Below are 22,402 nucleotides of genomic sequence, written 5' to 3'. Positions count from 1 at the left end.
TTAAGCTCTTATTGTTATCAGACGTAAATAAAAACAGCGGGGGATTTTAACGAATTCCCCCCGCTATCACAATGAAAAAAGACAAGCGGTCGTTTTCGCACGGAAATTTGCAAATTTTGGCTTCAAACAGACCGCTTGTTATTGTTGTAAGCCGCGTAAAATCGAGCAATTCGGATTGTCATTGCCACAGCAGGCGTGGCTCCAGCGTTGTAAGAGTGACAGCATATTTTGTAAATCGGCGATTTTAGCTTGCAGTTCAACGATATGCTGTTCGGTCAGCCGTTTTACTTCTCGGCTGGTTCTGTGTTCGTCATCGTTTAATTTAAGTAATTCTCGAATCTGCGCGAGAGAAAAACCGACTTTGCGCGCATTGCTAATGAAATGTAGGCGCGTCAAATCCTTTTCGGCATATTGACGATAGCCGGCGTCACTGCGTTGTGTGCGTGGTAATAAGCCGGCTTTTTCGTAATCACGAATTTGTTTTGCAGAAAGTTGGGTTAATTTTGCAATTTCACTGATATTCATACTTGACCTTTACGTAGGGTTAAGGTTTAAGATAGCCTCACTTTAAACAAAAACCAAGAGGAAAACAACATGGCGACAATAACATTGCAACTAGACGGTTTACATTGCAGTCATTGTGTGAAAAGCGTGGACAATGCCTTGCGCGGACTGCCGACGGTACGTGAAGTGAGCATTGACTTGACATCGCAAACCGCAGTGATTGAAAGTGATGAAAATGCACAAATTTTGATTGATACGATTGTGGATATCGGGTTTGACGCGAAGGTTATCTAAATCGTTCCTACTCCTTTTCTGCAGGAAACGGAGGGCGTGTTACAAGTGGTCGGTTTCGGTGATTTTTTTGCAAATATCGGCTGGAAACAGACCGCTTGTTTAGGCTCTTTAAAATGCCGTGGCTCATTATGATGATTCGAGAGTTATAAATATGATGGAACAACAATTTCTTCTCAGCGGGTTGCATTGCGCAGCGTGTGTGCGTCGTGTCGAAACCGTGGTCAACCGTATTCCCGACGTTGAGTTTGCGTCGGTCAATCTTGCTGATCAAACCGCTTTTGTACAAGGTAACGTTGCTTCTGAAGCGGTGATTCAAGCGATTACCAAAATCGGCTTTGGCGCGGAGTTATTGGAGAGTGAGCAGGAGCGCCGCGAAAAGCAGCAGGCACAAACCCGAGCAACGTTAGCGGAGAAAAAACAACAATTTATTTTAGCGTTGGCGGTGGGCTCCGCATTAATGATTTACGGGTTGATTTATGGCATGGAAGCGACCGTTGAAAATCGTTGGATTTGGTTGTTTTGGGCGGCAATGACCGCCGGAACGATGTATTTCAGCGGTAAACACTTTTTTTCAGGTGCGTTGAACAGCTTGAAAAACCGCGTGGCGACAATGGATACGCTGATTGCGTTGAGTACCGGCGTGGCGTTTTTTTATTCACTTTATTTAACGTTGCTACCGCAACTTCATTCCCACCTTTATTACGAAGCTGGCGTTATGATTATTGGCTTTTTAAATTTAGGTAAGTATTTGGAATTAAAAGCAAAACAGCGTTCTTCATTAGCTTTGGAGAAATTACTTGATCTCGCTCCGCAACAAGCGGTTGTTTTGGAAGGAAATTTTGCAAAAACCATTCCGGCAAAAGGCATTAAACCGGAAATGCGGATACAAGCCTTAACCGGTGACCGCTTGGCGGTTGACGGCACTTTGGAAAGCGGGACGATTTGGGTTGATGAATCCATGCTGACCGGTGAAGCGTTGCCGATTGAGAAAAAAGCAGGAGATAAAGTGCGTGCCGGCACGATTGTGCAGGACGGAGCCGGTATTTTTATCGCTGAACAGGTCGGTTCGCAAACCACCTTGGCGCGGATTATTACCGCCGTTCGCCATGCGCAATCCAGTAAACCGCCGTTGGCGCAGTGGGTGGACAAAGTCGCAGCCGTCTTTGTGCCTGCCGTGGTGAGTATTGCGTTAGTCAGTAGCTTGATTTGGCTGGCTCTGGGAAAAGACGTTGAGTTTGCATTATCGATTTTCACCACTGTGCTTATTATCGCTTGTCCTTGTGCGTTGGGATTGGCGATCCCGCTTTCAACCATTGCGGGCGTTGCGCGTTCGGCAGAATTCGGCGTGTTGGTGCGCAATATTGACGCGCTACAGGCAAGCAGTGAAATTGATACGTTGGTGTTCGATAAAACCGGTACGCTCACAACCGGTGAAATGCAGGTTTCCAAGGTGGAAACATTTAACGGTTTTGCTCAAACCGAATTATTACAACTGGCTAAAAGCCTTGAACAACAAGCTTCTCACCCGATTGCTAAAGCCATTGTAAAATTTAGTGAACATCTGACCGCTTGTAAAATGAGCGATATACAAATCGTTAAAGGAATGGGGATCTCTGCGAAATATGGTAAGGATGAAGTTAAAATCGGTAATGGAAAATTTGCAAACTTTTTGCCGAATCAGACCGCTTGTAGTGAGGATATCGGTACACAAGTATTTGTTGCGATTAACGATCAAACCGTCGGTGTGCTTTATTTACAAGATCAACTCCGCCCTGAAAGTAAAACGATGATTGCCGATTTCCAAGCGCAAGGTTATCAATGTGTTATGTTGACCGGTGATCGTCAAACGACTGCGGATTATTATGCCAAGCAGTTAGGGTTAAACGGTGTGATTGCCGATGTTTTGCCCGAACAAAAAGCCGAGCGGATCGCCGAACTTCAGCAACAGGGTAAAAAAGTGGCGATGATTGGTGACGGAATTAATGATTCTCCGGCGCTGGCTCAAGCTCATGTCGGTATTGCTATGCATAACGGTAGTGAAGTGGCGATTGAAACGGCGGATTTATCGCTGATGAAAGCGGGATTAACACCGCTGGTGCAAATTCTGCCGTTCTCAAAACGTGTGTTGGTCAATATGAAACAAAGTTTGCTCGGTGCATTTATTTATAATATGGTAAGCATTCCGATTGCCGCGGGTGTTTTGTATCCGTTGGCGGGATGGTTGCTCAATCCTATGATTGCGGCGGTTGCCATGGCGCTATCATCCATTACTGTGGTATTAAATAGCCAAAGGCTACTGAAGTAATCGCGGTTTCATTAAAAGGGAACATTATGAAAAAATATCTATTTTCTTTATTGGCTTTAACTTGTGTCGGCAGTTATGCACAAACGGATGCAGCGCCGGTTAAATCCATCGATATTTATGTGGCGCCTTATTATTCTGCGGCAAACGGTGTACCCGAATATGTGCAGGTGTATACGAAAATCGATGCATTATTAATGAAAAATACGCGAGAGAGTTTTCAGCAAGCAGTCAACATTGTTGAGGCGGATCCTGCGTTTGTGACGCCGATGACGATGTATGCTTTGGCTGCAAGAGCTTATGATTTAGGCTTAAGAGATGAAGCGGTTTTTTGGTATTATGTCGGTCAAAGTCGTTTATCCATGGTCGATCACGTGCTTGATTTATCGAAAATGTCTATGGCGGAATATGCCGGTTTCGATCGGTTAGTGGGCGCCGTGGTGAATCCTTATGCTTTTTGTCGCATTGAAAAACAGCGAGAATTACAGCTTAAAGCGGTGAATTGGGTGAAGTCTCATCCTTATCAAGCTTTGTTTGAAGCGAGTATTCCGTCAAAACAGCAAGATCGCCAAAAAGCACTTGCAGACGCAATCAATAATCTTGATAAGTCGCTTGCCGATACTAAAGCATATTTCGATGTGGCTAAAAATAGAGCGGAGTTTGAGCTGCAACGTCAGGAAAACAAGGTTGATCAGCGTTTTTGTTGGTGATGTTAATTTGTTGTACCTTCGTCACTTATTCGTAAAAGTAAAAGGACTGATTCTTCAGCAGAATCAGTCCTTTTTTATGCTTGGGGGTGAATCCGAATATTAGTTGATACCAATCCAGTTCGGTAAGGCTAATGAAATTGCCGGGATGTAAGTGATGACGATCAAGAAACCAAGTAAGATCATCAACCACGGCATTGCTGCACGTACCACATCGGTTAATGGCATTTTCGATACTGCCGACGCCACGAATAAGTTCAAGCCGATTGGCGGAGTAATTAGCCCGATTTCCATGTTGACTACCATGATGATGCCGAGGTGAATTGGGTCAATACCTAATTGCATTGCAATCGGGAATAAGATTGGTGCAAGAATTAAGATAATCGCAGACGGTTCCATAAATGCGCCGGCGATAAGCAATACAATGTTCACAACCAATAAGAATGTCCAAGGTTGTAGATTCCATTCAACAACACTCGCCGTAATTAATTGTGGGATTTGTTCTGTCGTTAATACGTGAGCAAATAACATTGCGTTAGCGATGATGAACATTAACATTACGCTTAATTTTGCAGACTCAAGTAAGACTTTCGGGCAATCGCGTAATTTTACGTCTTTATAGACAAATACCGCGACGAAGAATGAATATACTGCTGCAACCGCCGCCGCTTCTGTCGGTGTGAAGATACCGCTGTAAATACCGCCGAGGATAATGACCATCAATAATAAACCCCAGATCGCTTTACGAGCTGCGGCAAACCATTCTCTTACCGTTGCTCTTGGTTGAGCCGGTAAGTTTTTGACGCGGGCAACAATATAAATGGCGATCATTAACGCTATGCCAAGCAGAATCCCCGGAATAACGCCCGCCATAAATAAACGACCAACGGAAGTTTCTGTTGCCGCAGCATAAACAACCATAACCACAGATGGCGGAATCAAGATCCCTAACGTACCTGCGTTGCAGATAATACCTGTACCGAAAGCTACCGGATAGCCTGAACGCACCATTCCTGCGATTGCGATCGAACCTACCGCAGCTACGGTTGCAGGGCTGGAACCTGAAAGTGCTGCAAAAAGCATACAGGAAAGTACCGCTGCGATTGCTAAACCACCACGAATGTGACCTACGGTCGCATTAGCAAAATCGATTAAACGTTTTGCTACACCACCGGTTGTCATAAATGCGCCGGCAAGTAAAAAGAACGGAATCGCTAAAAGCGTATAGTGTTCTGATGTTTCAAATAATTTAATGGCTAATGAGCTTACGGAGTCTTGGCTAAACAGCATAATCGTAATTGCACCGGATAAACCTAGTGAAATTGCGATCGGCACACCAATGAACATGAATACGAACAAGAGCACGAATAAAACTAGGATGGTCATTTTTCTTCTCCTTGTGTTAATTTCAACGCATCTTCACTTTCATCAGCAAGGCCTAAGCCTGATTGCTTACCTCGTGCAATACGGACTAAAATTTCAATAAAACGAATAGAAACAAGAATAAAACCGATCGGCATAATTAAACCGACTTGCCATAATTTAATGTTGAAATGATGTAAATCATCGGCACCGACATCGGTAACATACATCGCATGAATCCATTCATAACTTGCGATAGCGATGAATACACCATAGGTTAAAGAACATAGAGCAGCGATAAAACTAACTGCTTTTTGGCTGGACGGAGATAATCTTTTCACTAATACATCAACCCCGATATGTCCAGCAGTACGTACGCCATAAGATGCACCGAAGAAAATTAACCAACCGAAACAGACTTTAGTCAGTGCAATACTCCAAGTCATTTCTTGGGCGGTGGTCATAATAACATCACCGATTGGCTCAAAGACACCTGCCATACTTGGGTAGGCATCCGCTAAATCAAAGAAAACATTGTAGAGGTTATTAAAAATAACATAAAAGAATGTTACCAGTGTCATTACCATTAAGAGAATGGCAATAAAACACTCCTCAAAACGCTCCCAAAACCACTTTAAAGAAGACATTTTTTACTCCTAGGATGTAACGCAAAGTGCGACGAGCTAGCCATTAGCCGTCGCACTCAAAGATTAGCAATAATTCGCTTATTGTTTATTTGACGCTTCAGCAGCTTGGATCAAATCAGCACCAATTGCTGCTTCAAACTCTTTCCATACCGGTTTCATTGCTTCACGCCATGCATTACGCTCTTCCGGTGTTAAGGTAACGATTTTAGTGGTACCGGCTGCTTCGATTTTCGCTTTATCACCAAGGTTGAGATCATGAGACTGTTTGTTCACCTCGATAGAAACTTCGTCTAAGATTTTAACTAATTCGGTACGAATATCTTCAGGTACTTTTTTCCAGAAATCGGTATTCACGATAACCATATAAGAGAGTAAACCGTGATTAGATTCAGTGATATATTTTTGAACTTCATGAATTTTTTGCGAGAAAATGTTTGAATACGGATTTTCCGCACCGTTTACTACGCCGGTTTGTAAACCTTGGTACATCTCACCGAATGCCATTTTACGTGGAACTGCACGTAGTGCTTTAAACTGCGCATCTAACACTTCAGAGTTTTGTACACGGAATTTTAAACCGCGCGCATCTTTAGGTAGTTTTAATTCTTTATTTGCCGAAAGTTGTTTCAAATCATTGTTCCAATAAGCAAGACCGGTAATCCCTTTATCTTCCATTGAGGTGAGTAATGATTTACCCGCTTCGCTTTGTTCAAAACGTTCAACGGCTTTGATGTCATCAAACAGGAACGGAAGATCGAATAATTGAATTTTTGGCGTATATTTATCGAATTTCGCCAGTGATGGAGCAAGCATTTGTACGTTATTCAATAATAGTGCTTCCATTTCTTTACCGTCACCATAAAGTGAAGAGTTTGGGTAAACTTCGACTTTCACTTTTCCTGCTAAACGCTCGTCCACTAATTTTTGGAACATGAGCGCCCCTTGCCCTTTTGGTGTTTCATTTGAAACGACATGTGAAAATTTGATCACGATAGGCGCATTTGCCCAAGCAGAAAGAGAAAGCGCCGCACTGATAGCAATCGCACTGGCGATTTTTTTTAGTTTATTACCTAACATGGTGTACCTCATTAAATATTTAGAGAGAGTTATGATGCTGAGAATGCGTTGCACAATTTGCCGTAAATTCCAAAAAAGTAAACAATATTTTTACAAAATTTTGACATAGATCTCAAAATTTTTTAGCTTTTGAAACGATATTTCAGCAATTTGAACGTTTGATTAAAATACGCCAAAAAAAGTTTTTTGTTGAGTGATTCGATTAATAAGATAAATTGATATGCAGTGAGGCATTTTGTGTAAAATCTTGCTTGACTTATTTCTATTGTACTAGTTTAATAGTACAAAAGTTTAAACAAGGATAGCGAAATGAGCGTGCAGATTCAACAAAGGGAACTTCCTTATTACGCCGATACTACGGCGATTTTTCACTATTTATGTGGTAATCAACCCCATACTCTTTTACTGGATTCGGCAGAAATTCAAAGTAAAAACAGCGTAAAAAGTCTGCTCTTTGCTCAATCTGCGCTACATATTTTTTGCGAAGGGCAACAGGTGAATTTCCAAGCTCTAACGGTGAATGGTAAAGCAGTTTTGCCGTTGATCGAACAAGCCTTACATCAGTTAAATCCAGTTCCAGTCTGCAAATTTTTTGCAGAATCAGACCGCTTGCAAGCGAATTTCCCTGTGCTCAACGAAGCCTTAGATGAAGACAGCAAATTAAAAACCACGACAATTTTTGATGGTTTGCGTAGTGTGAGCCAGCTCTTTGCCAATTCAGTTTCACCGATCTATTTAGGCGGTTTGTTTAGCTATGACTTGGTGGCATCGTTTATACCAATGGAAAATATTGAGTTAAAAGATGATGGATTGTCTTGCCCTGATTACAGTTTTTATCTTGCGGAACAGTTGATTTTTATCGACCATCAACAGCAACAAGCTACCTTACACACCTTCTGTTTTGATCCGAGTGAGCAGGATCATTTAACCGAACAAGCGGTACGATTTGCCGAGAAATTAACAAACAATGTAGGGAAAGATCTCGATCTTGACGTGACATCTGCTTCGACCGATGTTCAAGTAAATTTAGACGATGAGCCGTTTAAAGACATTGTCCGCCGGCTTAAACATCATATTCATATCGGTGATGTGTTCCAAATCGTACCCTCTCGCCGTTTCAGCTTGCCTTGCCCGAATACCCTTGCGAGCTATCGCCAACTAAAAGCGAATAACCCAAGTCCGTATATGTTCTTTATGCAAGGGGAAAATTTCACGCTGTTCGGAGCTTCTCCTGAAAGTGCATTGAAATATTCACAACAAAATCGCCAATTAGAAATTTATCCGATTGCCGGTTCACGTCCACGTGGGTTTGATGAGCAAGGTAACATTGATTTAGAGCTGGATTCTCGCCTTGAGCTTGAACTACGTTTGGATCAAAAAGAGTTAGCCGAACATTTGATGTTGGTGGATTTAGCCCGAAATGATGTGGCTAGGGTGTCTGTTTCCGGTTCTCGCCGTGTTGCTGATTTGATGCAGATCGACCGCTATTCACACATTATGCACTTAGTTTCACGTGTGATCGGTACACTTCGTCCCGATCTTGATGCCCTACACGCTTACCAAGCCTGTATGAATATGGGAACGCTTACGGGCGCACCGAAAATTAAGGCAATGCAACTGATTTACCAGTTTGAACAGCAAAAACGCCATAGTTATGGTGGGGCTGTCGGCTATTTAACCTCTGACGGCAATTTGGACAGTTGTATTGTGATTCGTTCCGCCTTTGTGCAAAACGGCACGGCTTATGTGCAAGCAGGCTGTGGTGAAGTGTTGGATTCCGATCCACAATTAGAAGCCGATGAGACCCGCCATAAAGCCAGAGCGGTGTTAAAAGCGATTACTCAAGTGAATCAGTAGGAGATCAAAATGGCAAATATTCTTTTCGTTGATAATTTCGATTCCTTTACCTACAACTTGGTCGATCAATTTCGCCAGCTTGGACATTCAGTAACGATTTTTCGCAATGACTACCCGTTGCAAGCCTTTTTACAGAAAGCGTTAACCACTGAAGATTGTATTGTTGCGTTATCTCCCGGACCAGGTAATCCACAGGAAGCTGGTAATTTACTGGCAATTATCAGAGAGCTGAAAGGCAAAGTGCCGATGATTGGGATCTGTTTAGGACACCAAGCGATTATTGAAGCCTTAGGCGGTGATGTCGTCCATACGGGGCAAGTCCTTCACGGTAAAGTGTCGAAAATCGAACACGATAACCAAGCGATGTTTGCAGGACTCAATAATCCGATGCCTGTAGCACGTTACCATTCGTTGATGGGTGATAATTTACCCGATGAATTAGAAGTGAATGCCCGTTTCGGCGACATTGTGATGGCAATTCGTCATAAACATTTACCGATTTGCGGTTTTCAATTTCACCCTGAATCGATCTTGACGGTAGAAGGGACAAAATTACTGAAACAGTCGGTTGAGTGGTTATTGAATTAAGTTATAAACGCTGGCGCGAGCATCTTGCTTGTACCTGAACAAGCGGTCAGTTTTAATGAAAAATTTGCAAATTGTCTTATGTAAACAAAAGGATTTCCTATGCAACACGAATCACTATTAGAAAAACTCTTTAGTCGCCAAACCTTATCCCAAGCAGAATCCCACTTTTTATTCCAACAATTAATGCAAGGGCAACTGTCTAACGAGCAGTTAGCCGCTATGCTTATCGCTCTAAAATTGCGTGGTGAAACCATTGAAGAAATCGCAGGAGCCGTCACGGCTACCCTTGAAAATGCACAACCTTTTGCAAGACCCAACTATCCTTTTGCGGATATTGTCGGCACCGGTGGCGATGGAGCGAATACGATTAATATTTCAACGGCAAGTGCTATTGTTGCGGCAAGTATGGGGCTGAAAATTGCTAAACACGGTAGCCGTAGCGTGTCGAGTAAAACCGGTGCAAGCGATCTATTAACGGCATTAGGTATTAATGTAGGTATTTCTGCCGATACCGCCCGCCAAGCACTTGATGAGATCAATCTCTGCTTTTTATTTGCACCGCAATATCATCAAGGCTTTAAATATGCCATTCCCGTTCGCCAAGCCTTAAAAACTTGTACGCTTTTTAATATTTTAGGTCCGTTGGTAAACCCCGCCCGTCCGAAACATCAATTACTCGGCGTTTATGCCCCTGAATTACTGAAAACCTACGCCGAAACAGTCAATAGCTTAAATCATCAGCATACGATTGTCGTTCACGGCTCAGGTTTGGACGAAGTGGCGATTCACGGTGAAACACAGGTTGCCGAAGTAGAAAACGGAGAAATCCGTTACTTCACATTAACCCCTGAAGATTTTGGTATTCAACGCCATTCTCTTGAAGCGTTAAAAGGCGGAGAACCCGCTGAAAATGCCGAAAAAATCACCGCTTTGTTGCAAGGAAAAGGTGAACCTGCTCATATTGACGCAGTGGCAGTGAATGTTGCAATGGTAATGCGTTTATTTGGAGAAAGGAATTTAAAAACCAATGTTGAAAAAGTAAAAGCTCATTTAGCCACAGATAAAGCGTTTGAAACATTGCAAAAATTAGCGCAGTACAAATAATTAACAGCTCGCGATAGGCGGGCTTTTTGTTTTTCAGACGTGCTAAATCCGATTCATTACTGAAAAAACAGGTTCAGTGACTTGACTTTTGAATAAGAAACGTGAAGATAAGCACCTTTGCCACAAGGATAAAAAAGGAAAACAAAAATGGCATTTAGCTCATTATTTACATTATTGGATGATATTGCTTCGGTACTTGACGATGTATCGGTGATGTCTAAAGTTGCTGCGAAAAAAACAGCGGGCGTAATTGGTGACGATTTGGCGTTAAATGCCAATCAGGTCAGCGGCAAAGATATTCGTCCGGAACGGGAATTGCCGATTGTTTGGTCGGTTGCCAAAGGTTCATTCATCAATAAAGTGATCTTAATTCCGATTGCATTATTACTTTCTGTTTATTTACCTGTATTGATTAATCCGCTGTTAATGATCGGCGGGGCTTACCTCTGTTTTGAGGGGGTTGAGAAGTTATTGCATAAATTTCTACATAAAAAAGATGCGGATGAGCCGCAAGAAGTGGTGTCGGAAAGTGACAAAATCAAAGGCGCAGTCCGTACCGATTTTATTCTGTCGGCAGAAATTATCATTATCGCTCTCGGCGTATTACAAGATTCACCGACGTTAACCAAAATCTTATCGCTTTCTGCTATCGGTATCGGTATTACCGTATTTGTATATGGTTTGGTTGCGTTAATTGTCAAGTTAGACGATATCGGTTTATGGATGTTACAGAAGAAAAGCCAATTTTCCCAATTCGTCGGCAAAGCGTTACTGTTTATTATGCCGTGGTTTATGAAGAGTTTATCGGTAATCGGCACCATCGCCATGTTCTTAGTCGGTGGTGGAATTTTTACCCACACATTACCGTTTGTACATCACTTTATTGAAGGGTTAAATTTAGCACCAAGCTTAGTCAGTCTTGCTGACTTGGTCGTCGGTGTCATTGTCGGACTAATTGCTTGTGCAGTATTGCTGCCGTTAATAAAACTATTCAGCAAAAAAGAGGCTTAATATGTTACAACTTTATGTGAATCCACCGAAATCCTCTTGGTCGCTCCGTCCGTGGATTTTACTTAAAGTATTGGATATTCCGTTTGAGACAAAAATCGTACGTTATTTGGACGATTTGGCCGAGCAACGTAAACAATTTAAACAATTTTCACCTACTGCAAAAATCCCAGTGTTATGTGTCGAAGGCAATGTGGTTTGGGATAGTTTAGCGATTGTAGAATTTTTAGCTGAACAGTATCCGCAGGTTTGGGCGGAAGACCGATTTGCCCGAGCTTGGAGTCGTTCTGCTTGTGCAGAAATGCATTCCGGGTTTGAGCATTTGCGAAATATTTGCAATTTCCAACCGCTTGATCACATTGCATTGGTAAAAATCCCGACAGAATTGGAAAAAGATCTCGCAAGAATTCATGAGCTGTGGGAAGAAGGGTTGAATCGTTTTGGCGGTGAGTTTTTATGTGGCGAACGTTTTACCGCTGTTGATGCATTTTTCATGCCGGTCGCCGGCAGAATTGAAACCTATGGTTTGCACCGTTATTTGAGTGAGCAAACGTTAGCTTATCAACAACGCTTGCTGGCTTTACCTGAATGGCAGGCGTGGTTATCTCTTTAAGCTAACAAGCGGTCGGTTTGGGCCGATTTTTTGCAAATTATCGCTTCAAACTGACCGCTTGTAGTAGGAATTATTCCTGATCGCTTTCTTCGGGGTGTTCTTCTTCCGACTTTTTCTCCGCTTCTTCTGTTTTTTCCATTGCACCTTGAATGGTTTGTTGAATTTCTACAGAAATCAAGCCGCGTAACAGTTCTTCGGTTGTTTCCACTTTACTGTGTACGCTGTGCCCTTCTTCATCAAAATAGCCTTGTTCTTTCAAAGTTGTGCTAAAGGTGGAGAACAGCGCTTTATCAAAGAACTCCGGCGCATTGATTCCGTGCAACACCGAAAGACGCTGCGCAATCGAACGACTCTCTTTTTCCAACGCATTACGACTGATTTCCGGCTGTTCAATCAAAATGCTTAAGCTGATGTAATAACGTTGTAACAGTTCTCTGACCCCGGCTGCGTGCAACTGTAATGCACGCAAACGGCGACGATTGATCACAAACATATCGCTTTCGTTTTTAATTAAACCTTGTTGAGTAAACTCGGTTAAAGTCGCTTCAATATGCGAGCGAACCTGATCTTCTTCAAAATGGAGGAAGAGTTCTGCTTTTAAGAACGGATAAATACGTTTAACGCTTTGTAAAATCAAATCTTTGGATACCGCTTCATGGTGTAAAACAATGCTTGCAACCAATGATGGCAATACAAACAAGTGCTGAATATTGTTGCGGTAATAAGTCATCAATACTGCAGATTGGCGCTCTAAACGAATGATTTCACCAAAGTTATCTTTTTCTGATATGACACCGGAACGAGGCAAGGTTAAGACGTGATTTAACATCTTTTCCGCCGAGTCATTCGGTATGGTAATATCTGTAGAATATGGAACATTTTTGAATAACTGCAAATAACTTTCTACCTGTTCGATCAGCTGCTCTCGGGTGAGTGAACGTTGGCGCGAACCTAATAACACTGAACCGATTAAGTTTTTTGCGTTGACCGCAGCGGCTTTATTGATGTTAACCATCACTTGTTCGGATACGGATTCAACCGCACTATTCAGCCATTTCGGGCGATGATTTTCCGAGTTTTCTTTCCATTCAGGGAAGTGTTGATTTAAATAGTGATTTAGCAAAATCGGTTCACCGAAATTCACATAACCTTGACCAAGGTTGCGCAATTTTTTAATTACGCGTAAAACCAAACCGGCATTTTCTTTTTCTTTTTCCGCACCGCGCAGTTCTTTTTCGTACGTGTCCACTTCTAATACGTGTTCATATCCGATATAAACCGGCACAATACTGATTGGGCGTTTTAAACCGTGTTGTAAGGCTTGTAGCGTCATCGACATCATACCAGTTTTAGGTTCGAGTAAACGCCCGGTACGTGAGCGACCGCCTTCAATAAAGTATTCAACCGAATAACCGCGATAGAACAGTTCCGTTAAATATTCACGGAAAATGGTTGAATAGAGACGATTCCCTTTAAAAGTACGGCGAATAAAAAATGCGCCCCAGCTTCTAAAAATCGGACCGGCAGGCCAAAAGTTCAGGTTAATCCCGGCAGCAATATGTGGCGGTACCAAACCTTGATGATAAAGAATATAAGACAAAAGCAAGTAGTCTATATGGCTACGGTGACAAGGAACATAAACCAGTTCGTGTCCTTCCAGCGCCAATTTCCGCACGCGCTCGGCATATTGCACGTTAATCCCTTGATAGAGTTTGTTCCATAGCCAACTAAGCAGACGATCTGCGGTACGCAAGCTTTCGTGGCGAACGTGGGCTGCAATCTCATCCAGAATTTTTTCGGCCTCTTTACGGGCTTTTTCCAGAGAGCCTTTGGGTTTTTGCGCTTCATCTTCAATTGCAGCTAAAATTGCAGGCGATTGCAGTAATTTGTTAAACATTGCTTGACGATCCGGCAGCCGTGGACCAGTTGCCGAATAACGTTGTTTGGCAAAGTGTATTTTGGCTACACGCGCAAGTTTTTGTGCAATTTTAGCGTCATCACCGTGGGTGGAAACCATATAACGCAATGAAACAGCCTGCGAAAAGCGGATAAAATTATCGCGTCCGAACCAAATCATGGTGACTAAACGCTGAAACGGACCAAGCAAACGTAAGACAGGAATACCTTTTTCTTTACCCGGTGCGCGTCCCCATAATACTGAAACCGGGATAACTTGCACATTTAACTGCTCATTTTGGCGGTTAAGATCCAGATAACGATAGAAAATGGATTCGGTTTCACTTTTCGCTCCTTTAGATTTAAAGAAACGGCGACCTTCATCCAAAAAAACATAACGCGGTAAAGTTTGACCTTGAATTTCATTTGGTTTTAGCGGATCAGGCAAATTTAGGCTCAAACAGTTTTTTTGCAGAATTAATAAATCACTTTGAGACGTATAAGGTAAAACGTAAACAATAGGTTGATCAAGGTTCAATTCCAACTCATTAATCGGATTAGTCGGAATGGAACGGGATTTTACTAATAGTGAAAGAGGTAAATTTAAAATTTTATGATATAAACTGAGTAAACCAGACATATTTTATATCCTTTTGAATAATTATGATTGGATTAATATCAGCAAGAATATTACCACAAATTTATTAGATAAATCTGAATTTATTTAGTTACAAATTGATTTTTACTGTATATAATGTCAATGTTTTCTGTATATAAAGACAGTGAGGATGAAATGAAACGTCAACATTTAACTGCCCGCCAACAAGAAATTTTCGATTTTGTTAAAAATCATATTGAAACTACCGGAATGCCGCCGACTCGTGTCGAAATCGCCCGTGAAATCGGGTTTAAATCACCTAATGCGGCAGAAGAACATTTAAAAGCGCTTGCTCGTAAAGGCTATATTGAAATGCTTTCGGGTACATCTCGCGGTATTCGTATCTTAATTGAAAATGAAGCAGCTAATGATGAAGAAGGGTTGCCTTTAGTCGGGAAAGTAGCTGCAGGCTCGCCGATTATGGCTATTGAGCACGTTGAAAGCCACTATCCGGTAAACGGGGCAATGTTCTCCCCGCATGCTGATTATTTACTGCGTGTAAACGGTAATTCAATGGAGAAAATCGGTATTTTAGACGGTGATTTATTAGCTGTTCACAAAACCAACAGCGCTCGCAACGGGCAAGTCGTCGTGGCGCGAGTGGATGATGAGGTAACGGTAAAGCGTTTAGAGAAAAAAGGTGAATTAGTCTATCTTCATCCGGAAAATGATGAGCTCAAAGCGATTGTGGTCGACCCGAAATCTTCTTTTATTGAAATTGAAGGTATTGCCGTCGGTATTATCCGTAATAATGCATGGATGTAGAAAATCGTTGAAAAGCGAGCCGGAAAAACTCAAAATAGCGAACTCATTTTTTCGATATTTTGTATTTAAGAGACCAATTATGAATTTAGCTGAATTTCACCAAGAAATTGAACAAGTGTGGGCGCAAATCGAAGAACAGTTGGAACAACAGGACTGTGATGTTGATTGCGAATCACAAGGTGCTGTATTTACCATCACTTTTGATGATGATTCTCAAATTGTTATCAATAAGCAAGAGGCAATGCTGGAACTTTGGCTTGCAAGCAAATTAGGCGGTTTTCATTTTGCTTATCGAGACGGTGAATGGCTTAGTTCCGAGGGGCGTTCTTTCTGGTCTCATTTAGAAGAAGCGGTTGCCCGCCATGGCGAAACCGTTTCTTTTAACTAACGAATAATGCCTATATCCAATTCCGAAAAAGCCAAAGAGGTTTTACATAACGTCTTTGGCTATCAATCTTTCCGCCAAGGTCAATCTGAAGTGATTGAAGCTGTTTTATCTGGCGACGATTGCTTGGTTATTATGACGACAGGCGGTGGAAAGTCTTTATGTTATCAGGTTCCCGCACTCTGTTTAGAGGGCATTACGCTGGTTATCTCACCACTCATTTCATTGATGAAAGATCAGGTCGATCAGCTTCTTACCAATGGCATTGAAGCCGCTTATCTTAATTCCACTCAAACCTTGGAAGAACAACAACAAGTCGAGCAAAAAGCCCTCTCGGGGCAATTAAAATTACTCTATCTTTCGCCTGAAAAAGTGATGACTTCCGGCTTTTTCCAGTTTATTTCGCTCTGTCAAATCAGCTTGATTGCCGTTGATGAAGCGCATTGCGTTTCTCAATGGGGACATGATTTTCGCCCCGAATATACATTACTCGGCGGTTTGCGAAAAACCTTCCCAAATATACCGCTTGTAGCACTTACCGCCACTGCCGATCCGACAACCCGTGCGGATATCATTCAACATCTTAAGCTGGAAAATCCTCATACATATTTAGGAAGTTTTGATCGCCCGAATATTCGTTATACGGTGCAGGAAAAATTTAAGCCGATGGAACAACTGATTAAATTTATCAGTGGTCAGCCGGGAAAAAGTGGGATTGTGTATTGTAACAGCCGTAAAAAAGTGGAAGAAATTACCGAAAAATTGTCTGCTCGTCGTTTTTCTGTGATGGGTTATCATGCAGGCATGACAATTCAGCAGCGAGAAACAGTACAAAATGCGTTTCAGAGAGACAATATTCAAATTGTCGTTGCGACCATCGCTTTCGGAATGGGAATTAATAAATCAAATGTACGTTTTGTTGTACATTTTGATTTGCCGCGCAGCATTGAATCCTATTATCAGGAGACCGGTAGAGCGGGGCGTGATGATTTACCGGCGGAAGCATTGCTGTTTTACGATCCGGCTGATTATGCATGGCTGAATAAGATTTTACTGGAAAAACCGGAAAGCGATCAGCGTCAGATCGAACAACATAAATTGCAGGCAATAGGCGCTTTTGCAGAATCGCAAACCTGCCGTCGTTTAGTACTGCTCAATTATTTTGGCGAGTCACGACGGGAACCGTGTAAAAATTGTGATATTTGTTTAGATCCTCCGAAAAAGTATGATGGATTGTTAGATGCACAAAAAGTGATGTCGGTGATTTACCGTACCGGTCAAAAGTTCGGTTTACATCATGTAATTGCCGTGTTGCGCGGGTTGAATCAGCAGAAAATCCGTGAATATCAGCATGACAGTTTGTCTGTTTACGGTATCGGTAGGGATAAATCGCAAGAATATTGGATGAGTGTGGCACGTCAATTGATTCATTTGGGGCTTATTCGACAAAATATTGTTAATCATTCGGCGTTACAACTCACGGAAGAGGCAAGACCGATTTTGCGAGCTGAAACAGGATTGGAGCTGGCAATGCCGCGCTTGAGTTTTTCCGCCTCGGCTTACCTACAAAAACAGCAATCGTCACGGCGTTACGACAAAGATCTGTTTGCCCGTTTGCGCTTTTTGCGTAAGCAAATCGCCGATAATGAGAATATTCCGCCTTATGTAGTATTTAACGATGCAACATTGCAAGAAATGTCAGAGTTTTTACCGACTACTGAAGATGAAATGTTGGAAATTAACGGTGTTGGGGAACGTAAATTGGAGCGCTTCGGGCCAGCATTTTTGTCGTTGATTCGTGAACATGTGCAAAACCGTCAATAAAACAAGCGGTCGTTTTCGGATGATTTTTTGCAAAAAATTACGCGAAAATGACCGCTTGTCGCTTTAAGACCGAAACCATTTATCGACTAATTCAGGCGTTGTTTCTTTATGTTGCCACATGCTTCCCAGTTCAGGTTCGGGGAACTTGCTGCGGTTATAACCGACGAATTCTCGGAAGTCAAAAACGGCGTGAGGGTAGTCGTTCAGCATTAAGAACGCTTTATAGCCTTCTTCATCCCAACAAATTTGGAAGCGGCGCGGTTCTTTTAAGGTGTGTTGTTCAATGTTGGCGATGTTATACACGAATAGACTGTCCACCACCGGTTGAGCAGCTTGGTGTAAATCCATCGCGTAGAAATAACCGGTTTCGCCGTCGTCTTCAAACATCACTACCAAATGTTCATGTTTAATGGAATGTGCACCGTTGCGATAGGGGGTGCCAAGAGTGATATGATCGTTTAGCACTGAGTAGAGCATTGTTCTTTTTCCATTTGCAAATTTTTATCGATATCTTACCGCTTGTAAACGGTAATGTATGAATAAAAAAGCCACCCGGATTGCTCAAGGTGGCTGTATTTAATCAATCAACGCCGATTATGCTTGACCTTTAATCGCTTTACGACCAGGGAACGGTGCCGGCGTACCTGCACGCTCTAAAGCTTCTTCGATACGGATTAATTGGTTGTATTTCGCAACACGATCTGAACGGCTCATTGAACCGGTTTTGATTTGACCTGCCGCTGTACCGACCGCTAAATCTGCAATAGTCGCATCTTCGGTTTCGCCTGAACGGTGTGAGATTACCGCGGTGTAACCTGCGTCTTTCGCCATTTTGATTGCCGCTAAGGTTTCGGTTAATGAACCGATTTGGTTGAATTTAATTAAGATGGAGTTCGCAATCCCTTTTTCGATACCGTTTTTGAGGATCTTCGTATTGGTTACGAATAAGTCGTCACCGACTAATTGAACTTTATCACCCAATACTTTAGTTTGGTATGCGAAGCCTTCCCAGTCTGATTCGTCTTGACCGTCTTCGATAGACACGATCGGGTACTCTTTGCATAAGCCTTCTAAGTAGTGTGTGAACTCTTGAGAAGTGAATGTTTTACCTTCGCCTTTCATGTCATATACGTTACGTTCTTTGTCGTAGAACTCGGAAGACGCACAGTCCATAGCTAAAGTTACATCTTTACCTAACACGTAACCCGCTTTTTCTACCGCTTCTTTGATACATGCAAGAGCGTCTGCGTTAGACGCTAAGTTCGGTGCGAAACCGCCTTCGTCACCTACTGCAGTATTTAAACCTTTGCCTTTTAATACTTTAGCTAAGTTGTGGAATACTTCAGCACCGATACGAAGTGCTTCTTTTAATGTTTTTGCACCAACAGGTTGAATCATGAACTCTTGGATATCAACGTTGTTGTCTGCGTGCTCACCACCGTTGATGATGTTCATCATTGGTAATGGCATAGCGTACACGCCCGGAGTACCGTTAAGCTCTGCAATGTGAGCATAAAGCGGTAAACCTTTTGATGCCGCCGCAGCTTTTGCGTTTGCTAAAGAAACCGCTAAAATTGCGTTTGCACCGAATTTAGATTTGTTTTCCGTGCCGTCTAGGTCGATCATAATTTGGTCGATTTCAGCTTGGTTAGAGGCATCTTTACCGACGATTGCATTAGCAATTTCGTTGTTGACTGCAGAAACGGCTTTTAATACACCTTTACCTAAGAAACGTGATTTGTCGCCATCACGCAATTCTAATGCTTCGCGTGAACCTGTTGATGCACCTGACGGCGCAGCTGCTAAACCAACAAAGCCACCTTCAAGATGAACTTCCGCTTCTACGGTTGGATTACCACGTGAGTCAATGATTTCACGACCGATTACTTTAACGATTTTTGCCATTGTTAATATCCTCTTAATTGAGAGTTAATGTGAAAAAAACAGCTATATACTAAATGGATTTTGCAGTTTTGTCTTGTAAAAAAGTGATGTGCGTCACAAAAACTTACGGGATATTTGATCGAAACGGGCGTTTTTAGCGCGAGAACGGAGAAGAAAAAGCGGCATAGCAGATATGCCGCTAAATTTGTTTATGGTATCGCCTTATTTTTGCTCTTCAATGGCTTCCAATGCTCTTAATGCGTAGGTATAGGCAGCCCCGGCGTTTAAGGCAATTGCCGTGGCTAATGCACCGGCAATTTCACTTTCCGTTGCACCGGCTTTCGCCGCTTTTTCGGCATGAACACTGATACAACTTTCACAACGTGTTGTGATCGCGACCGCAATCGCAATCAATTCTCGCGTTTTTTCATCCAATGCTTCCGCGGCAGCCGCTTGATCTAAAGCCGCATAAGCTTGCAACATTTTCGGGTGCTTTTTGCCTAATTCGCCGAATGATTTTTTCACGTGGGCCGTATGTTCAGTCCAATTTTGAAATGACATAATAATTTTCTCCGATTAATAGAAGTAGAAAGAGGATGTAAGTCCGATTTAATTTTACTGTTTTCGGGTGGCATCCGTCACGTTTTTTGTTTAAGATGAAACGTAATAATTTCTTTCAAAAAGTAAAACAGAATGTCTTCAAACGAACTTCTTCGCTGTGAAAATATCAGCAAATTTTATCAAGAGGGCGAAAATGCCACTCAGGTGCTTAACAACGTCTCCTTTTCAATGAATGCAGGTGAGCTTGTGGCGATTGTCGGTAGCTCCGGATCAGGCAAAAGTACCTTATTACACACCCTTGGCGGTTTAGATCAACCGAGTGACGGCGAGGTCTTTATCAAAGGACAATCGTTGCAAAAGCTCAGTAGCAATGCCCTTGCAAAATTACGCAATCAACATCTTGGCTTTGTCTATCAATTTCATCACTTAATGGCGGATTTTTCTGCGTTGGAAAATGTGATGATGCCGATGTTAATCGGAAACCAAAATAAAACGGAAGCGAAAGATCGCGCAGAGAAGATGTTACAAGCGGTCGGATTGGCTCATCGAATTACCCATCGCCCTTCAGCGTTATCGGGCGGTGAACGCCAGCGTGTCGCGATTGCTCGTGCGTTGGTGAATAACCCTGCGTTAGTCCTTGCTGATGAACCGACGGGTAATCTCGACCAAAAAACAACCGAGAGTATTTTTGAACTGATTCAACGTTTAAATCAAGAACAGCAGATTGCTTTCCTATTAGTGACTCACGATTTGAATTTAGCCAACAAACTAAACCGCCGTTTGATTATGCAAGACGGCGTATTACGTGAGGGAAACTAATGAATACCCCATTTTTTATCAGTTGGCGTTATCAGCGTGGTAAACAGAAAAATCGCTTGGTATCGCTGATTTCCCTGTTTTCAAGCGTAGGTATTGCGTTGGGTGTTGCCGTGTTGATTATTGGTTTAAGTGCGATGAACGGCTTTGAACGGGAGTTAAACCAACGGGTTCTTTCGGTTGTTCCCCATGCTGAGATTGTTGCCTCTTCCACCGATAAACAAGGGATTCTCGAAAAGAGTCAGGATTTGATCGAATATCTTGAGAAAAAGCCGGAAATTATTGCGGTGTCTCCTTTTGTGAGCTTTACGGCGTTGATTGAAAACGGTTCGAAACTCAAAATTGCGCAGGTGCGGGGCGTTGAACCGCTTAAACAAGACAACGTCAGCACATTGGGACAATTTGTTTTGCCCGAACAGTGGCAGGCATTTCACCAACATGGAGGGTTGATTCTCGGAGCGGGTATTGCGCGTGATTTGGGCGTTGAAGTCGGTGACGAAGTGAGCGTGGTTTTACCGCAATCAACGGATGACGGTAAATTAGCGCAACCGTTACGTTTTGGTTTGGACGTTACCGGTATTTTGCGTTTAGACGGGCAGCTTGATCACAGCTATGCGTTGTTAACTTTGGAAAAAGCTCAAGAACTGCTCGAACTCAATCCGAATCAAATTTCTGGTGTAGAGTTAGCGGTTAATGCCCCCTTCGACATACGTCAAATAGCATACCCTGAATTAGCCTCTTTCCCCGAATCGCTTTATTTGCAAACGTGGATCGATAAGTTCGGTTATATGTATAACGATATTCAGCTTATTCGTACCGTTATGTATATCGCCATGGTATTAGTGATTGGTGTCGCTTGTTTTAATATTGTTTCCACCTTGGTGATGGCGGTAAAAGATAAACAGGGCGATATCGCCATTCAGCGTACACTGGGTGCCAATAACCGTTTTATTCGGCAGATTTTTTTATGGTATGGTTTGCTGTCCGGAATGAAAGGTGCGCTGTTTGGCATTATTCTTGGGGTGATTACCTCGCTGAATTTAACGACGATTATCAAATGGATTGAAGGCTTGGTCGGGGCAAAACTACTGTCTGACGGAGTCTATTTTATTGATTTCCTACCAAGTGAAATTCATTGGTTGGACATTGTGTGGGTTTTACTTGCAACCATTGTGTTAAGTTTGGTTGCCAGCCTTTATCCGGCGGTTCGCGCATCGAAATTAGAACCGGCGAAAGTGTTAAGTGGACATTAAAAAACATGATCTGCACCCCAAAACTTGGATACCTAATTTGAAGTGCAGATTATGTCCCATCCTTATCAATTTCGTTTAGACATTATCAAATTGGTCATCGAGCAGGATGTTGGTATCCGCGAGGTGGCAAAACTTCATCACATTCCCCATTCTGTAGTAATTCATTGGCTAAAAGCCTTTCGTGAAAGAGGACTTGATGGCGTAAAATCCCCTTATAAAAAGCCTCAACCCCCGAAAATAGTGAAACCGAAGAAAAAGAAAGAAATTGAAGTGCCGGAGCCAACCGACCTTTCGCCC

General features: G+C 42.5%; 22 protein-coding genes. 14 read left to right on the top strand and 8 right to left on the bottom strand.

The window, feature by feature from the left end:
• Window positions 1-138 precede the first annotated feature (138 nt).
• Window positions 139-525, bottom strand: coding sequence for a Cu(I)-responsive transcriptional regulator (locus tag ACEYJ7_RS05465; protein ID WP_373778074.1), 387 nt, complete (start codon window positions 523-525; stop codon window positions 139-141).
• Window positions 526-594: 69 nt separating this feature from the next.
• On the opposite strand from ACEYJ7_RS05465, the gene ACEYJ7_RS05460 reads away from it, so the two are divergent.
• The 3 genes from ACEYJ7_RS05460 to ACEYJ7_RS05450 all read left to right on the top strand — a co-directional run bounded on the left by ACEYJ7_RS05460 (window position 595) and on the right by ACEYJ7_RS05450 (window position 3,810).
• Window positions 595-798: a heavy-metal-associated domain-containing protein gene (locus tag ACEYJ7_RS05460; protein WP_373778073.1), complete on the top strand. Its 204-nt coding sequence runs from the start codon at window positions 595-597 to the stop codon at window positions 796-798.
• A gap of 151 nt (window positions 799-949) precedes the next feature.
• Window positions 950-3,103 (top strand): heavy metal translocating P-type ATPase, encoded by a 2,154-nt coding sequence (locus ACEYJ7_RS05455; RefSeq protein WP_373778072.1) that lies wholly within the window; start codon window positions 950-952, stop codon window positions 3,101-3,103.
• A 26-nt stretch (window positions 3,104-3,129) separates the two neighbouring features.
• Window positions 3,130-3,810, top strand: a complete 681-nt coding sequence (locus ACEYJ7_RS05450; RefSeq protein ID WP_373778071.1) for a hypothetical protein — start codon at window positions 3,130-3,132, stop codon at window positions 3,808-3,810.
• 99 nt (window positions 3,811-3,909) lie between these two features.
• On the opposite strand, the gene dctM is transcribed toward ACEYJ7_RS05450, so the two are convergent.
• The 3 genes from dctM to ACEYJ7_RS05435 all read right to left on the bottom strand — a co-directional run bounded on the left by dctM (window position 3,910) and on the right by ACEYJ7_RS05435 (window position 6,893).
• The gene (gene dctM / locus ACEYJ7_RS05445) at window positions 3,910-5,193 is read right to left on the bottom strand and encodes a C4-dicarboxylate TRAP transporter large permease protein DctM (RefSeq protein ID WP_373778070.1); all 1,284 of its coding nucleotides are present in this window, start codon (window positions 5,191-5,193) and stop codon (window positions 3,910-3,912) included.
• Window positions 5,190-5,816, bottom strand: a complete 627-nt coding sequence (locus ACEYJ7_RS05440; protein ID WP_373778069.1) for a TRAP transporter small permease — start codon at window positions 5,814-5,816, stop codon at window positions 5,190-5,192. Before ACEYJ7_RS05440 ends, dctM begins: the two co-directional genes overlap by 4 nt.
• A gap of 78 nt (window positions 5,817-5,894) precedes the next feature.
• Complete coding sequence (locus ACEYJ7_RS05435) at window positions 5,895-6,893, bottom strand: TRAP transporter substrate-binding protein (protein ID WP_373778068.1); 999 nt, start codon at window positions 6,891-6,893, stop codon at window positions 5,895-5,897.
• A gap of 309 nt (window positions 6,894-7,202) precedes the next feature.
• Between ACEYJ7_RS05435 and trpE the strand changes: the two genes are divergently transcribed.
• The 5 genes from trpE to ACEYJ7_RS05410 all read left to right on the top strand — a co-directional run bounded on the left by trpE (window position 7,203) and on the right by ACEYJ7_RS05410 (window position 12,063).
• Window positions 7,203-8,750 carry an anthranilate synthase component I gene (gene trpE, locus ACEYJ7_RS05430; protein WP_373778067.1) on the top strand — a complete coding sequence of 516 codons (1,548 nt, stop codon included), beginning with the start codon at window positions 7,203-7,205 and terminating at the stop codon, window positions 8,748-8,750.
• Window positions 8,751-8,759: 9 nt separating this feature from the next.
• Window positions 8,760-9,338: an aminodeoxychorismate/anthranilate synthase component II gene (locus ACEYJ7_RS05425; RefSeq protein WP_373778066.1), complete on the top strand. Its 579-nt coding sequence runs from the start codon at window positions 8,760-8,762 to the stop codon at window positions 9,336-9,338.
• A gap of 99 nt (window positions 9,339-9,437) precedes the next feature.
• On the top strand, window positions 9,438-10,442 hold the full coding sequence (trpD, locus tag ACEYJ7_RS05420; RefSeq protein ID WP_373778065.1) for an anthranilate phosphoribosyltransferase: 1,005 nt from the start codon (window positions 9,438-9,440) through the stop codon (window positions 10,440-10,442).
• Window positions 10,443-10,589: 147 nt separating this feature from the next.
• A complete protein-coding gene (locus tag ACEYJ7_RS05415; RefSeq protein WP_373778064.1) occupies window positions 10,590-11,453 on the top strand; it encodes a DUF808 domain-containing protein in 864 nt (287 codons plus the stop codon).
• 1 nt (window position 11,454) lies between these two features.
• A complete protein-coding gene (locus ACEYJ7_RS05410) occupies window positions 11,455-12,063 on the top strand; it encodes a glutathione S-transferase (RefSeq protein WP_373778063.1) in 609 nt (202 codons plus the stop codon).
• A 70-nt stretch (window positions 12,064-12,133) separates the two neighbouring features.
• On the opposite strand, the gene plsB is transcribed toward ACEYJ7_RS05410, so the two are convergent.
• Window positions 12,134-14,599 carry a glycerol-3-phosphate 1-O-acyltransferase PlsB gene (plsB, locus tag ACEYJ7_RS05405; RefSeq protein WP_373778062.1) on the bottom strand — a complete coding sequence of 822 codons (2,466 nt, stop codon included), beginning with the start codon at window positions 14,597-14,599 and terminating at the stop codon, window positions 12,134-12,136.
• A 153-nt stretch (window positions 14,600-14,752) separates the two neighbouring features.
• On the opposite strand from plsB, the gene lexA reads away from it, so the two are divergent.
• From lexA to recQ, 3 genes are all read left to right on the top strand, one after another.
• Window positions 14,753-15,382, top strand: coding sequence for a transcriptional repressor LexA (gene lexA / locus ACEYJ7_RS05400; protein ID WP_373778061.1), 630 nt, complete (start codon window positions 14,753-14,755; stop codon window positions 15,380-15,382).
• 79 nt (window positions 15,383-15,461) lie between these two features.
• A complete protein-coding gene (gene cyaY, locus ACEYJ7_RS05395; RefSeq protein WP_373778060.1) occupies window positions 15,462-15,770 on the top strand; it encodes an iron donor protein CyaY in 309 nt (102 codons plus the stop codon).
• Window positions 15,771-15,776: 6 nt separating this feature from the next.
• Complete coding sequence (gene recQ, locus ACEYJ7_RS05390) at window positions 15,777-17,591, top strand: ATP-dependent DNA helicase RecQ (protein WP_373778059.1); 1,815 nt, start codon at window positions 15,777-15,779, stop codon at window positions 17,589-17,591.
• A gap of 63 nt (window positions 17,592-17,654) precedes the next feature.
• On the opposite strand, the gene ACEYJ7_RS05385 is transcribed toward recQ, so the two are convergent.
• The 3 genes from ACEYJ7_RS05385 to ACEYJ7_RS05375 form a co-directional block, all read right to left on the bottom strand.
• Window positions 17,655-18,068 carry a DUF2251 domain-containing protein gene (locus ACEYJ7_RS05385; protein WP_373778058.1) on the bottom strand — a complete coding sequence of 138 codons (414 nt, stop codon included), beginning with the start codon at window positions 18,066-18,068 and terminating at the stop codon, window positions 17,655-17,657.
• A 117-nt stretch (window positions 18,069-18,185) separates the two neighbouring features.
• Window positions 18,186-19,496, bottom strand: a complete 1,311-nt coding sequence (gene eno / locus ACEYJ7_RS05380) for a phosphopyruvate hydratase (protein WP_373778057.1) — start codon at window positions 19,494-19,496, stop codon at window positions 18,186-18,188.
• 201 nt (window positions 19,497-19,697) lie between these two features.
• Window positions 19,698-20,036 (bottom strand): carboxymuconolactone decarboxylase family protein, encoded by a 339-nt coding sequence (locus tag ACEYJ7_RS05375; RefSeq protein ID WP_373766182.1) that lies wholly within the window; start codon window positions 20,034-20,036, stop codon window positions 19,698-19,700.
• A 132-nt stretch (window positions 20,037-20,168) separates the two neighbouring features.
• Between ACEYJ7_RS05375 and lolD the strand changes: the two genes are divergently transcribed.
• From lolD to ACEYJ7_RS05360, 3 genes are all read left to right on the top strand, one after another.
• Complete coding sequence (lolD, locus tag ACEYJ7_RS05370; protein WP_373778056.1) at window positions 20,169-20,855, top strand: lipoprotein-releasing ABC transporter ATP-binding protein LolD; 687 nt, start codon at window positions 20,169-20,171, stop codon at window positions 20,853-20,855.
• Complete coding sequence (gene lolE, locus ACEYJ7_RS05365) at window positions 20,855-22,105, top strand: lipoprotein-releasing ABC transporter permease subunit LolE (RefSeq protein ID WP_373778055.1); 1,251 nt, start codon at window positions 20,855-20,857, stop codon at window positions 22,103-22,105. The genes lolD and lolE overlap by 1 nt, the downstream gene beginning before the upstream one ends.
• A 51-nt stretch (window positions 22,106-22,156) precedes the next feature.
• The coding region (locus ACEYJ7_RS05360) for a transposase (RefSeq protein WP_373778054.1) at window positions 22,157-22,402 on the top strand (246 nt) is incomplete at its 3' end.

It is taken from the genome of Glaesserella sp. (assembly GCF_041814905.1).
In the GTDB taxonomy this organism is placed as follows: domain Bacteria; phylum Pseudomonadota; class Gammaproteobacteria; order Enterobacterales; family Pasteurellaceae; genus Glaesserella.
The sequence above is the reverse complement of the archived record's forward strand: the minus strand, read 5'-3'. Positions and strand labels throughout refer to the sequence as shown.

Coding starts and splice junctions, on each gene's coding strand:
- ACEYJ7_RS05450 (WP_373778071.1), top strand. CDS start 3,130: ATGAAAAAATATCTATTTTCTTTATTGGCTTTAACTTGTGTCGGCAGT.
- ACEYJ7_RS05415 (WP_373778064.1), top strand. CDS start 10,590: ATGGCATTTAGCTCATTATTTACATTATTGGATGATATTGCTTCGGTA.
- ACEYJ7_RS05455 (WP_373778072.1), top strand. CDS start 950: ATGATGGAACAACAATTTCTTCTCAGCGGGTTGCATTGCGCAGCGTGT.
- trpD (WP_373778065.1), top strand. CDS start 9,438: ATGCAACACGAATCACTATTAGAAAAACTCTTTAGTCGCCAAACCTTA.
- trpE (WP_373778067.1), top strand. CDS start 7,203: ATGAGCGTGCAGATTCAACAAAGGGAACTTCCTTATTACGCCGATACT.
- plsB (WP_373778062.1), bottom strand. CDS start 14,599: ATGTCTGGTTTACTCAGTTTATATCATAAAATTTTAAATTTACCTCTT.
- cyaY (WP_373778060.1), top strand. CDS start 15,462: ATGAATTTAGCTGAATTTCACCAAGAAATTGAACAAGTGTGGGCGCAA.
- lolD (WP_373778056.1), top strand. CDS start 20,169: ATGTCTTCAAACGAACTTCTTCGCTGTGAAAATATCAGCAAATTTTAT.
- ACEYJ7_RS05460 (WP_373778073.1), top strand. CDS start 595: ATGGCGACAATAACATTGCAACTAGACGGTTTACATTGCAGTCATTGT.
- dctM (WP_373778070.1), bottom strand. CDS start 5,193: ATGACCATCCTAGTTTTATTCGTGCTCTTGTTCGTATTCATGTTCATT.
- ACEYJ7_RS05375 (WP_373766182.1), bottom strand. CDS start 20,036: ATGTCATTTCAAAATTGGACTGAACATACGGCCCACGTGAAAAAATCA.
- eno (WP_373778057.1), bottom strand. CDS start 19,496: ATGGCAAAAATCGTTAAAGTAATCGGTCGTGAAATCATTGACTCACGT.
- ACEYJ7_RS05435 (WP_373778068.1), bottom strand. CDS start 6,893: ATGTTAGGTAATAAACTAAAAAAAATCGCCAGTGCGATTGCTATCAGT.
- lolE (WP_373778055.1), top strand. CDS start 20,855: ATGAATACCCCATTTTTTATCAGTTGGCGTTATCAGCGTGGTAAACAG.
- recQ (WP_373778059.1), top strand. CDS start 15,777: ATGCCTATATCCAATTCCGAAAAAGCCAAAGAGGTTTTACATAACGTC.
- ACEYJ7_RS05440 (WP_373778069.1), bottom strand. CDS start 5,816: ATGTCTTCTTTAAAGTGGTTTTGGGAGCGTTTTGAGGAGTGTTTTATT.
- ACEYJ7_RS05410 (WP_373778063.1), top strand. CDS start 11,455: ATGTTACAACTTTATGTGAATCCACCGAAATCCTCTTGGTCGCTCCGT.
- ACEYJ7_RS05385 (WP_373778058.1), bottom strand. CDS start 18,068: ATGCTCTACTCAGTGCTAAACGATCATATCACTCTTGGCACCCCCTAT.
- lexA (WP_373778061.1), top strand. CDS start 14,753: ATGAAACGTCAACATTTAACTGCCCGCCAACAAGAAATTTTCGATTTT.
- ACEYJ7_RS05425 (WP_373778066.1), top strand. CDS start 8,760: ATGGCAAATATTCTTTTCGTTGATAATTTCGATTCCTTTACCTACAAC.
- ACEYJ7_RS05465 (WP_373778074.1), bottom strand. CDS start 525: ATGAATATCAGTGAAATTGCAAAATTAACCCAACTTTCTGCAAAACAA.